The organism is Mycolicibacterium sp. Y3 (assembly GCF_051188035.1).
GTDB classification, from domain to species: domain Bacteria; phylum Actinomycetota; class Actinomycetes; order Mycobacteriales; family Mycobacteriaceae; genus Mycobacterium; species Mycobacterium fluoranthenivorans.
On the sequence record NZ_JAVQLT010000001.1, the window covers coordinates 408379 to 420644 of the forward strand.

Below are 12266 nucleotides of genomic sequence, written 5' to 3' on the forward strand. Positions count from 1 at the left end.
CCGCTGGCGAGGAGTCTCAAACCGACCCGACGACCGACCCGTCGTTGTCGGTCGAATTGCGCTCGGCCAGTCGGGCCGCGATCACCTTCACCGGCGTGTTGGACTCCTGCGACACCCGGCGCAACAGCTCGAAGGCCCGGACCGCGTCGACGTCGAAACGTTCCATGATGATGCCCTTGGCCTGCCCGATCAGGTCCCGGCTGGCCAGCGCCGAGTCGAACTGCTGCTGCCGGTTGGCCGCCACCAGGGAGATGGCCGCGTGCGTGGCCAGCATGGCGCCCAGAGCCTCGGGTTCGGCGGTGAACGAGCCGGTTCCGAAACCGAACAGATTCAGCGCACCGCTGTCCACACCCTTGGTGTACAACCGGAACGACATCACGCTGAGCACACCGGTGGATATCGCGACCTCACTGAAGCGCGGCCAGCGAGAGTCCTTGCGCAGATCGTTGCACCGCACGATGACATCGCGCTCCGCCGCATCGACACAGGGACCCTCCCCGGTATCGCGCTGCGCGTGGTCGAGTGCTCTCGCGACATCCGATGTACCTGCGAGCGAGGAGAATTCACCGTCTTTGATCAGCAGCACGCCGGCACAGTCCACGCCCTCGATGAGCGCCACCGCGGCCTCGGTCAATTCGGACAGGGTGCGTTCGATCGGCTTGCGGGCGTCCTCGGCGGTGCCGGCCAGGTCCGCCATGGCCGTCCTGAGGGCGTCGTCGTAGCTGTGCGTCACCGCGCCGTCTTCTCCGTCATCTGCACACCTTCTCACTAACTTCGCAATGTCATATGCGGGCTGACTCCATAAGTCTCCCGGTAGAGGACCGCAAAACGTCCGGTATGGCCGAATCCCCAGCGCCGCGCCACCTCGGACACCGTGCTGCTGCTTCGGTCGGCCGCGAGCAGGTCCAGGTGGGCGCGCTGGAGCCGCACCCGACGTAGGTGTTCGGTCGGGGTTTCGTCGAGGTGCTTACGAAACAGGTACTGGACGGCCCGCGGCGACAGGTGCACCGCTTCGGCGATCTCGTTGACGCCGATCATCTCGCGCGCGCCGGCCGCGATGAAAGCCATGGCGCGCCGCAACGGCGTGGGCAGATCCCCGACGTGCGCGCCCCCCGGCGTGGGCGGTGCGGGAGGTGGCGCGAAGCAGGCGAGCACCGCGGCGGCGAGTACCTGGCCGCCGGCATCGACGAGAGCGCGCGGCGCCCGCGCGTCCATCATCTCCACGACGTAGTGCACGCTGCGTTGCCAGGCTTCGTCCAACTGCTGCACCACCGGTCGGGGGTGCAGGTTGCGCATCGTGAGCAGTCCTGACGCACCCCGTTCATCCGCGGCTCGCTGAATCAGCCACGCCTCGAGCATGATCAGCACGACGGTGCCCGAGCGCGCCGTGGCGGTCCAGCCGCGCCGCTCATCCGCCAGGACCGACTCGCCGGGTCCGAGTTCGGTGTCCCCCAACTGCACGGCGCCGTCCACCGCGAGGGCGATCAACACGCCGGTCCCGGGCCGGGCGACCAGCCGGACACCGCGCCGAAGGCTCACCTCGTCCACCGTGAACCCACTGGCCGTGCCGTACCGGTGCCGGACCGAACTGCCCGGACCGAGGCCGTCGATGGACAGGGCCCTCCCATATGTCGCGTCGAGATAGGTCCGTTCCGCGTCCCAGTCGGCGGCGCCGAATTCGATCAGCCATCCCCCGGACCCGCGCCGGCCGTCACCGTGCCGAAGGATCGGCGCAGATGGCGGTGCCGTGGTATCCACGTCGGGGATTGATTTCACGATCTGTCCGCTCTGCCAAGATGGGCCAGTTGACACCGATCCGCGCACACAGGGGCGCCGAAGGATCGGGACGGCTCTTGCTCAGCCAGACGTCGCCAGCATACCGCCGCCGCACCGATACCGTTTCCACCGCCCGGACAAGGGGTAGCCCAGCGGATATGAGAGTGGGCGGCCGTCAGCGCGTGGACTGGTGACCGCGTCGATTCAGGTGGACGGACCCGTACGCGGGGCGTGCGGTGAGTCTCTGTTGAGCTGCGCCGGGACCCTCGACGGGACTTCGTATGTGACGTTGCGCGACAGCGTGATCGATGCCGCGCTCGAGGAGCCGCGGGCGGTCATCGTCGACGTCAGCGCCCTCGACGTGCCCGCGACGACGGCGTGGTCTGCGATCACCAGCGCATACTGGCACGTCCACACGTGGCCTAACGTTCCGCTGATGCTGGTGTGCCCGGACTCCGCCGTCCGTGACGCGCTGCGCGGCAGGGGCATCACCCGGCAGGTGCCCGTGTACCGCAGCCTGGAGGAGGCCCGCCGAGCCTGCGTGGCCCAGAGACGGCCGCGCAGGCAGCGGGCCTGCACCCGGCTGCCCGCGACGGTACTCAGCGCGGCCTGGGCGCGGCGCCTGGTGCATCGCTGGCTGACGGCTTGGTCCTGCCCGGCGATGATCTCCGCGGCCGCCACCGTGGCATCCGAACTGGTGGAAAATACTCTCCTGCATACGAATTCGGCACCACGGCTCACCATCGAGTACGACGGAGAGCTGGTCGCGGTCGCCGTCGAGGACACCAGCCGAGTGCGCGCCCAGCGCAGAGAAGACGCCACTCATGGCACCAACCCGGTCTCAGGCCTGGCGGTCGTCGCCGCATTGAGCCGGTCCTGGGGATGCACACCCAAGCGGGCCGGTAAGACGGTCTGGGCCGTGTTCGGTCCCGAGAACGCTTTGTAAGCGCCCGGATGGTGCTGTGCAGCACGGGTTTTCGACGACCGGTTCAGGCGATCCGGCCCTCGTCGCCGGCGCCTGCCACCTGCATGATGGGCACATGTAGTTCTGCGGCGGCGAACGCGTCTTCCAGACACGTCGTCGTCGGCACCATGCCGGTGGTGTCGAACCGATGCAATAGCCGCTGGACCGCGTCCGAGGGGATGATCGTCCACCTGGTGTCCGCGATCTCGCAGCGCTCGTGCAGGAGAAGCAGCGCCTCAAGTCCGGATATGGACATATCAGTGACATCGCGTAGGTCGACGATCAACGAGCAGCACAGCATGGCCCGGTCCAACACCACGTCGACGAGGGTGTCGACATTCGCCGCATCGACGACGCCGGCGATGGTCGTCACGATGACCGCCGGGTCGTACCACCGGGTCGCCACCGTCAGCGCGGTATCCCCGCGGCGGGGAGGCCGAAAAAGGTTGCCGGTCCGGTTCCGAGTCGACGCCATGGGCAACTTCCTCACTCTCGGGATGCCCGGCCGCCGCCGTACAGCCGCCGGTCCACACTCCATGTGGTTTCGAGCAAGCTGTTGTTTCAACTTTGTTCAGGCTAGTGAGCTATCACACAGAAGGCGATCCCCGCCCGAAGGTCTTCGGTTTGCGGACTACCGACCATCGACGGGGCTGAACTGGCGTGCGCACAGAGCCCATGGCGCCCAATGGTTTGCCGCGAGTGGCACAGCGCGACAGATGCGCGGCCGCGATGTCCACGAAACGAATAGCCTCGGCACGCACGCCGTCGGGCATTGCCGCAGGCGGCGGTACGCTTCATCGCTATGCGCTGTACGTCACAGAACGGCACCGGAGTGAGAACTCCCATCACTCCACGATTCACCGAATAGTTAGCGCTGCTACTATATTTGTGCTATGGGTCGGGAAGCGTTGAGTGCCAAGATCGTTGAATCTGCCGTGCCGAGTATCGAAGAATACGTCCGGCCAGACGGCACCATCGTCATACCCGACGGCATCACGCTGACCTCTTTTCTGGACCGCAATCGCGAGGCTTACGGCGACGCGCCGGCGTACCGGTTCCTGGACTACACCCAGGGCACCGACGGCCGCGCGATCGAGCTCAGCTGGAACGGGATGTGGGCCAAGGTCGGCGCGGTCGGCGCCCGGTTGCAACAGGTCACCACCCGCGGTGACCGCGTCGCGATCCTGGCCCCCCAGGGCGTGGACTACGTGGCGGCGTTCTTCGCGGCGATCCATGCAGGCAATATCGCGGTGCCGCTGTTCGCCCCGGCCCTGGCCGGACACACCGAACGGCTGGCGGCGGTGCTCGCCGATGCCAAACCCACCGTGGTGCTGACCACCACCGCCGGGTCGGAGGCCGTACGCAACTTCCTGCGTACCCTGCCCGCCGCCGAACGTCCCCGGATGATCGCCGTGGACGCCGTGCCCGACACCGTCGCGCAGACCTTCACGCCGGTCCCGCTGGAGACCGACGACGTCGCCTACCTGCAGTACACCTCGGGATCCACCCGTACGCCCGCCGGTGTGGAGATCACCCACCGCAACGTCTGTACCAACGTGCTGCAGATGGTCCTGGCCGGCGATCTGGATATGGGCGTGCGCAGTGTCAGCTGGCTGCCGCTCTACCACGACATGGGACTGATCATGATCATGTTCCCGGCGCTGTGCGGCGCGCACATCACCCTGATGGACCCGATGGCCTTCGTCCGCCGGCCCTACCGTTGGATCAAGGCGCTCGGCATCGAGTCCGCCCACGGGCGCACCTTCGCCGCGGCTCCCAACTTCGCCTTCGATTTGGCCGCCGAACGGGGCCTGCCGCCCAGCGGTGACGACCTGGACCTCACCAACGTGGTCACCCTCCTCAACGGCTCAGAGCCCGTGACGCTGTCGTCCATCGAGAAGTTCACCGCGGCATTCGCGCCCTACGGGCTGCCCGTCACCGCGATCAAACCGTCCTACGGTATGGCCGAAGCCACCCTGTCGGTGGCCAGCATCGCCCCGTCTGCGGCAGCCGAGGCGGTCTACCTGGACCGCGCCGAGCTCAACGCCGGGCGTGCCGTGGTCGTGGATGCCGGCGCCGACGGTGCGGTGGCCCATGTGTCCTGTGGTCAGCCGATCCCCAATCAGTGGGCGGTGATCGCCAGCCCCGACGGCGAAGAGCTTCCCGACGGGACCGTCGGTGAGATCTGGCTGCACGGCAACAATGTCGGGCGCGGCTACTTCGGCCGGGCCGAGGAGACCCTGCGTGTGTTCGGCAACAAGTTGCAGACCCGGCTGCGCAACGACAGCCACGCCGACGATGTCCCCGACAATGGATTATGGCTTGCCACAGGCGATCTCGGCGTCTATCTGGACGGGGAGCTGTACCTCACCGGCCGGATCAAAGACATGATCATCGTCGACGGCCGCAACCACTACCCCACCGATATCGAAACCACGGTGAGCGCCGCCTCCCCCGCCGTCCGCTCCGGTTACGTCGCCGCATTCTCGGTGCCCGGCAGTGCCAGCGAGGAACTCGTCATCGTCGCCGAACGCGCCGCCGGGTCGGGCCGGGCCGAGCCCGGCCCCATCGTGGACGCGATCCGTGCGGCGGTGTCACGGAATCACCAGGTGCGCGTGGCCGACATACAGATGGTCGCCGCCGGGGTCATCCCGCGCACGACGTCGGGCAAGCTGGCCCGAAATGCCTGCCGGACAGAGTATTTGGCCGGCAAGTTCGACCGCTAGGCACGACTGTGTCGGGCCGGGTACACGGTCCCGGTGATCATGGTGGGTCAGCTTTGCTGAACCCGTTGACGTCGGTGGTTGTTCAGGCGACTGGCGTTCGACAGCGCGTCGTCCCCAAGAATCGTGTTGTCGGCGTGTCATTCTGGCGTGATGATTGATGTGGTGATCGCCGAGCCTGGTGAGCTGACGCAACAAGATTTGGCTTCCGCCGAGGCGCTGGTTCGGGCGGCTTTCGGGGACACCTTCCGAACACATGACTGGTTGCACGGCGTTGATGGCGTACACGTGCTGATCACCGAGGATGATGCGCTGTTGGCTCATGCGTCGGTGGTGACTCGCACCCTGCGCTACGACGGCGAGGCCTTCGCCACCGGCTACGTGGAAAGCGTTGCCGTTCGCTCCGACCAACAAGGCCGTGGGCTGGGGCGTGTCGTCATGGACCACGCGGAATCGATCATCCGCGCTCAGCACCAACTGGGCGCCCTCAATGCGGTCGAGAGTGCGGCACCGTTCTACGCGGCACGGGGCTGGATGCCCTGGACGGGGCACACTCAAGGGGACACTCCCGACGGGGTGGTCGACACCTACCACCCCGATGATCGGATCTTCCTCTTGGCGACGGCCGATGGCGCCGATCGGTTCTCGGCCTCGTTGCCGCTGATCTGCGATTGGCGGCTCGGCGATCTCTGGTAGCCGGCATCAAGGACTCAAGAACTTGATTTCTCGGTTCCGTTTCCGAACGCTGCGATCGCCGAGAACAACGGCGCGGGTGGACGCACGATCACCCGCATTCCCGACCCGTCTCGAACACCACGACAACGCCGGGGGCTGTTGCTGCCGATGGGCAGGCGTTGCCGATTGGCGATGTTGCCGAAGCCCGACTACCACGACCTCACCCCCAGTCATGCCAAGTTCACGCCGCCAGGCCTGCGCCTAGCGAGACACGGTCACCTCACCCAAGGCAGGCGCCGTGTTTGAGCGCCGAGCCGCTGCCACCGTTGTTTTGACAAACCGAACGTTCACGTGGGTGCTAGGACTTGGGTGCCGTTCAGCATGGCTTGTGAATCACGTTGATACGTCGGGTCGTTGGGCTGGGTGGTCACACTGGTGACGGCCACGGTATAAAGCTTGGCGCCGACTGTGGGGGCAATGACGAGCGCGGTCACGGTTCGAGTGGGACCGCCTGGCGCCGCATCCACGGTGTAGTTGAGGGTGAGGGCGGGGTACCCGCATACGACGGTGTTCTGCTGGCTCTTGAGCTGGGGGTTGATGCGGTTCTTGGTGAGGGCCTTGTAACTGCCGTCCAGCAGAAGTTGTGGCGTCTTTTGATTCGTAGAGTCCCCGACCACGGCAGTGAGCGCTGGCGCGTAGTTCCCCTGCTGAAGGCTCATGTTGCGCAGCACGATGGGTGCAGCGGCGGTGATCAACTCGGGCACAGAATCCCATGAGGGCGGCTGGGGTACTCGGACGCCGGGACCGTCCGCCGTTGGGGGTGCAGTGGCCCAGCGGTCCGCAGTCGCCGCCGGACACGTGCCCGCGGCAGGGTCGCTGGGCGGTGACGACACATTCCGAATGGGCTGGCCGCAAGAAGCCAAAGCCACCACCACCAGCGCGGTGCTGATGGCACGTACCGCAGACCGCGGGTGAGATTTCATGATTGACCATCCTTATCAAATAGAAACGCGATCCGCCCAGGCATGTCGGGATGATCCATCCCGGCAGAAAATCCCCAACGACCCACGACCCAGTTCCCCCTACATCGATCAACATCGCCCGTCAGCTACGACGGGCATCTGCAAGGTGTAGTCGGGAACCAACCCCTAAACCGAACGGTGATCTAGCCCACAGCAATGAACGCGAAGCGGTACGCGGCGTACTGATGGTCGATGTGGCCGTTAACCAAAGAAGGTGTTGAAAGCGGAGAAGCCCCGAAAGGTAGACCGCGGGGTTACGGGTCAAACACCGCGCACTGGGCAATGTCTCATGCGCCGGATCGGGGCGCCCCATTCAACAGCTGATTCGCCAGGACTCAGCAACGAACACGCGATCACGCCAAACGAGACAAGAAGTGAGCCATCAAAGTTCTTTAGAAACGAGACGGATTCGCGAATATGGGGCGGTCGTTACGTGAAGAGGTCGTTCCCCGCGGCGTCAATGAGTGTGGCGATGGTGTCGGGGTCGGTGACCGCGGGGAGCATGAGGGCGTGCAGCTGAATGAGGCTGTCACGGTCTCCGTAGGCGGCGAATGTTCCGGCCTCGGGATCGAATTCGATGGTGCTGGCTAAGGCTGGTTGGTGCTGACTGATCAGGTATCGGGCGACCGCAGTCCAGAAATGCCCGTTGGCGATGTGCCCGGCATCGTCCACGACGTCCTCGACGGGAAGATACTCATCTGCGTTGAGCAGGAGTGTGTGGTCGACGTCTTCGCTGTCGCCCTTGAAGAGTTCGAATGGTTCGAATGGTTCCATGAGCTCGGCGCTCCTTGTCTCCAGTGGTGGATGGTCACATCCGGTTTGAGTCGTGTTCCGCCGCAGCGCAGGGGGTTTCGTCAGCTTCTCCAGACGGCCTCGGGGGCGGCCCGGATCAGCTGGTGTGCGCTGAGGGAAGCCCGCCGGTGTGGTGGTAGAGGGCGGCACGGTAGTTGATGTAGGCGCTGTCGTAGCGCTTGCCAGGGAAGGGTGGGTTGGGGAACTGTTCGGCGACAGCGTTATAGACGGCGGTGGATTCCCCGGGGGCCAGCGATGTCAGCGTGGGGTGGCCCAGGAATGGGGCGAAGGACTGGTTGGTGAAGGCTTTGGAATAGGCCCACAGCCAGGTGAGGTTAGGCGCGGCGGCGAGACCGCCGATATCGACCAACGACTTCATCGATTCGATCGCCACAACCTGTAGGTGGGTGAGCCGGGACAGATCAGGCAGCGCCGTGACACTGGGCAGCCCGCTCAATTCCAGGGCCCGCAATCCGGTGCAGTCACTCAGTACTGCCAGGTCGGTGTTGGTGAGCTGCCGCCACTGCCCGATGTCGAGGAACTGCAGCTGGGGCAGGGTGGCCAGCGCTGAGAGGTCTGGTGGTTTCCCGGACCCGAGGGTGACTCGCTGGATGTTCGGCAGCCCGGTGAGGACGTCGAGGGTCGGCATTGCGGTGTTGTTGACGCTGATCCAGCGCAGCTCGCGCAGTTCAGCGAGCACGTCGAAGTCTTTACCGCGCCCGATCGCTAAGACCCGCAGGTGCGGAAACCGACGCAAAACATCCAGGGAGTATTTGCGTTGCGTGGACCACGCTAGCCACTGCAGCTGATCAGACAGGCAGTGCAATCCCTCGATGCTGGTCGCTCGCTCGGCGAAGTTCAATGCGGTGATGAACGGGACATACTGGAGGAAGTCCAGGTCAGTGCGGGGAATGAACGTGGTGTCCAGCCCGGTGATGTCGTGGGCGGCCATGAACGCCCCCAACTGTTCCCACTGCGCATCGGACAGGTCCGCGCGGGAATCCAGCCGGGCACTGCGCGTGATCCCGCCGATCGCGTTCTGGTTGATGGAGATGTCGCAGCCGGGGAGACCCAGCTCGGCATCGAATTCATCCTGTGCCGCGCGACTAGCGGCCTGGATCTGCGCGCGGCGGGATGCCGCTGTTGTCGACGCCTTCTCGAACCAGGCCAACAGTGCATCGGGGTCATCGATGATCACGCTGAGATCATCCCCGGCCCCGTAAGTGTCGTTGAAGCTCATCAGTGTGAAACCTACCTACGCTTCCGGGCTTGTCCCACCCGACACACGACACTTGGTGGCGGGGTGACGTCCCGGGTTCGTCGTGGCATCACGGGACGGCTCAGCCTTTCGGTTTCGGATGGTTTTGGCTGCTCTTCTTTCTCTTGGGTTTCTTCTTCTTGTTGTCCGAGGACTTGTGTGAGCTGCCGTTGTTGCTCGCCGATGACGAGGACCGGCTACCGGTCTGGTTGGCCTCGCGTGCACTGCGTTGGGCGTCCTGGCGCTGCAGGTTGGTGCTTTGCCGGGTACTGGCCTGCTGGATTTGGCGTTGATCAGCCGGCGAGGATGGACGCTGGTATTGCTGCAGGTGCGCATCGCGGGCAGCGTCATAGACACCGGCATTCCGATGCGTATCGCGGTACACCTTCTGCTTGTTGAGACCGACGCCGTTGTATTTGGGGTTTGGATTGGTCTTCGTGGTGTAGGTGTTGTGCCGGTCGATCTCGTGTTGTTCGAGCCCGTTGAGCGCATCGGGGTCATCGGTGCGGTGCAGCACGTAGGCGCGATCACCAGCAGCGGGGTCGTAGCGCGCCGCGCCGGGCTTTGTGGTGGGTTTGAGACTGTCGCTGATGTGCTGGTTGAGCCGCTCATCGATATGGATCGACTGTCCCACGTACTTCGGTTCCCCCTTGGCGTTGTAGATGACATACACCCCGCCTTTGGGCTCAGGAGTGATCGCGTTGCACTCACACGGGCCCCCTGCTTTAGGGGAGGTAGCGATCGGAAGATCAGACGTTTTCGCCGGTGGCGCGTTAGGCATTTTGGGGGTGTCGACGCCGGGCAGCGGTGGTTTAGCTGCAGCCGGTGCCCCGGCGATGTCGTTGGCCAGTTGTGTTGGCGGGGTCGGGGCTTCGGTGGCGGTGTCGATGACCTTCTTGGCGGTGTTGGCGAGGTCATCGGCGTGGGTGGCCAGTTCTTCGGTGGCCTTTTCGGCGACCTCTTTGACCGCGGCCTTCGCTGCGCCTTGTGGGGTGACCATCGAGGCCACCCCCAGCACGTTCGACACGACACCGAGGGCCTGATTGTCGGGATTGAGCGCGGCAGCGAAATCCACACCCGCAGAAGCGATATTGACCCCAGCGGAAGCGATCATCGCCGCCCCGGCCGGCCCACCCACACCGGTCAGGGCCATCGCGACCCCACCGACGAGCATCGCTGATTCCAACGGATGCGCTTTGACGACCCGCCCGACCGTCTGCGCGCCGGCCACCGTGGCCGAGGCGGCAGTAGTGACCGCATCCCCCACTGCGCTGGCAGCACTGCTGATCGTGGAGGTGATCGAATCGAACAATCCGGTCGGCAACGGTGCCCCACCCAAACCACCCACATGCAGCGGCGGGTCCACGAAGACCGGCCACACCGTCTCAGGACGGGGATCGATGACCTCGGCCAACACATACAGCTGCGGGGCCACCTTCTTGACCACATACGACGACGGGACGAGTTTGCCTGTGGCGTCGCGGGTTTCCGCCGGGGCGAACATGCCGACGGTCTCGGCGGTCGTGGTGGCCCGGTTGATCGTCAGGTAGCCGTTGGTGTGGGCCAGCATCACCGTATCGGCCGGGGTGCGCACGAAGGTGGTGACCATCCGCACCCCACCAGCGGTGTTGATGCGGGCCACCGTGCGGGTCCCGGTGGCGGTGTTCTCGGCCAGCATGTCGAACCCGGCACCAGTATCGGGGTAGACCACCTGCCCACCGCTGGTGTGCTGAGCAGCACCCAGGCCGCCGGGCAGTACCACCTGCACCGACCCCGCCGCAGTGTTCGAGGTCAACCCGGCAACGGGGTCAGCCGGCAAGCCCGCCGACCGCTGCCCCGCCGTCATCGCCGAATCGGTTGCGGTGACGGTGGTGGATCCACTGAATGCGGCCAACGCGGCATCGGCGAATCCTTGAGCCAGCGATACCGACCCTGCACCGGCACCGGGCCGATCACGGTCAGAAAGCCAGTGCAACCCGCCCACGGTGAGCGCCACCGTGACGATCAACGCGAAGCTGACCTGCCACCACCGACCGATACTCCACCCCGACCGGTCACCCGGCAGAAAATCCCCCACGATCATTCCCCCACATCAGATCCCCGGCCCGTCAGCTACGACGAGCATCTGCAAGGTGTAGTCGGGAACCAACCCCAAAACCGAACGGTGATCTAGCCCACAGCAACACTCTCGGCGATCTCGCCCGATACTGCGCAGCGCATATTCACCCGTCACAGATGCGGAAGATCCCAGCACAACCTCGATGGCGCACCCTCACATATACGTGACTGGAATGTCAATCTCGTAAAAGTGGTGGCTATCGGGCAACCTTTCATGAGCAGAGCCCAGCCATCTCACCGACGCGGCCCACGCTGCAGCGAGCAACGGATCGCGGAGGCACGGTCACGCCGATCGGTGGGAGAACTCGCACACAGTGATGGCGTTCCGCTCATCAGCCTTCTCACCGCCGTCGCCCAGAACGGTCATCCGGTCTGCCGAGTGTGAAGCCAAGAGTCGACGATCAATGACCTGACACGGGCCGCAGGGACCGGGCGCGATGATTGACCGATCCGCAGTTAGCCGGTGTCACCGGTGGTGCCGCCGTAGGTGGCGATCTTGTACTCGGTGGCGGCGAGGGAGAGGGTGAGCTCGCGGATCTGGCGGCGGATGGTGTCTCGATGTTCGAGGAGCATGTCGAGGCGTTCGGGTACGGTTTGATCGCCGCCGTCGACGAGCGATATGTAGTGCTGCAGATCGCGGATTGCCATGCCGGACAACCGCATCCGGGTAAGGAAGACGAGTCGGCGCACTGCCTCGGGTCGGTAGCTGCGATGCCCGCTGCTGTCACGGTCAACCTCGACCAGGCCGGCGCGTTCGTAATAGCGCAGGGTGTGCGCGGAGACGTCGAGCAGAGCGGCGACCGCGGCGATGGTCATCGGCTCGCTGAGATCACCGGTGTCAGCAAGCCGATGGATCACCTCGACCGACATCGGGCCGTCGACCTCGCCGAGTGAGGCGAGTGCCCTGGTCATCAGGTCGTCGGTGGACATACCCGATC

12 protein-coding genes are annotated in these 12266 nt (G+C 65.1%); 4 read left to right on the top strand and 8 right to left on the bottom strand.

The window, feature by feature from the left end; all coding sequences use genetic code 11:
* Positions 1–16 precede the first annotated feature (16 nt).
* Positions 17–733 (bottom strand): GAF and ANTAR domain-containing protein, encoded by a 717-nt coding sequence (locus QN239_RS01995; protein WP_499007945.1) that lies wholly within the window; start codon positions 731–733, stop codon positions 17–19.
* A gap of 35 nt (positions 734–768) precedes the next feature.
* Positions 769–1776 carry a helix-turn-helix transcriptional regulator gene (locus tag QN239_RS02000; RefSeq protein ID WP_499007946.1) on the bottom strand — a complete coding sequence of 336 codons (1008 nt, stop codon included), beginning with the start codon at positions 1774–1776 and terminating at the stop codon, positions 769–771.
* Between the two features lie 190 nt (positions 1777–1966).
* Here QN239_RS02000 and QN239_RS02005 point away from each other — a divergent pair, with 190 nt between their 5' ends.
* Complete coding sequence (locus tag QN239_RS02005) at positions 1967–2722, top strand: STAS domain-containing protein (RefSeq protein WP_499007947.1); 756 nt, start codon at positions 1967–1969, stop codon at positions 2720–2722.
* Between the two features lie 43 nt (positions 2723–2765).
* Here QN239_RS02005 and QN239_RS02010 read toward each other — a convergent pair whose 3' ends face one another.
* Entirely contained in the window at positions 2766–3215 is a 450-nt protein-coding gene (locus tag QN239_RS02010) for an STAS domain-containing protein (protein ID WP_499007949.1), read from the bottom strand.
* A 418-nt stretch (positions 3216–3633) separates the two neighbouring features.
* Here QN239_RS02010 and QN239_RS02015 point away from each other — a divergent pair, with 418 nt between their 5' ends.
* Entirely contained in the window at positions 3634–5466 is a 1833-nt protein-coding gene (locus QN239_RS02015) for a fatty acyl-AMP ligase (protein WP_499007951.1), read from the top strand.
* A gap of 150 nt (positions 5467–5616) precedes the next feature.
* On the top strand, positions 5617–6159 hold the full coding sequence (locus QN239_RS02020) for a GNAT family N-acetyltransferase (RefSeq protein ID WP_499007953.1): 543 nt from the start codon (positions 5617–5619) through the stop codon (positions 6157–6159).
* A 326-nt stretch (positions 6160–6485) separates the two neighbouring features.
* Here the strand turns inward: QN239_RS02020 and QN239_RS02025 are convergent, their stop codons facing one another.
* Entirely contained in the window at positions 6486–6902 is a 417-nt protein-coding gene (locus QN239_RS02025; protein WP_499007954.1) for a hypothetical protein, read from the bottom strand.
* A gap of 61 nt (positions 6903–6963) precedes the next feature.
* On the opposite strand from QN239_RS02025, the gene QN239_RS02030 reads away from it, so the two are divergent.
* Positions 6964–7113 carry a hypothetical protein gene (locus tag QN239_RS02030; RefSeq protein ID WP_499007955.1) on the top strand — a complete coding sequence of 50 codons (150 nt, stop codon included), beginning with the start codon at positions 6964–6966 and terminating at the stop codon, positions 7111–7113.
* Positions 7114–7589: 476 nt separating this feature from the next.
* Here the strand turns inward: QN239_RS02030 and QN239_RS02035 are convergent, their stop codons facing one another.
* From QN239_RS02035 to QN239_RS02050, 4 genes are all read right to left on the bottom strand, one after another.
* A complete protein-coding gene (locus QN239_RS02035) occupies positions 7590–7934 on the bottom strand; it encodes an Imm51 family immunity protein (RefSeq protein ID WP_499007957.1) in 345 nt (114 codons plus the stop codon).
* A 115-nt stretch (positions 7935–8049) separates the two neighbouring features.
* The gene (locus QN239_RS02040) at positions 8050–9192 is read right to left on the bottom strand and encodes a leucine-rich repeat domain-containing protein (protein WP_499007958.1); all 1143 of its coding nucleotides are present in this window, start codon (positions 9190–9192) and stop codon (positions 8050–8052) included.
* Positions 9193–9292: 100 nt separating this feature from the next.
* Positions 9293–11287: a GIY-YIG nuclease family protein gene (locus QN239_RS02045; RefSeq protein WP_499007959.1), complete on the bottom strand. Its 1995-nt coding sequence runs from the start codon at positions 11285–11287 to the stop codon at positions 9293–9295.
* Between the two features lie 497 nt (positions 11288–11784).
* Complete coding sequence (locus QN239_RS02050; RefSeq protein ID WP_499007960.1) at positions 11785–12258, bottom strand: MerR family transcriptional regulator; 474 nt, start codon at positions 12256–12258, stop codon at positions 11785–11787.
* Positions 12259–12266: the final 8 nt, after the last annotated feature.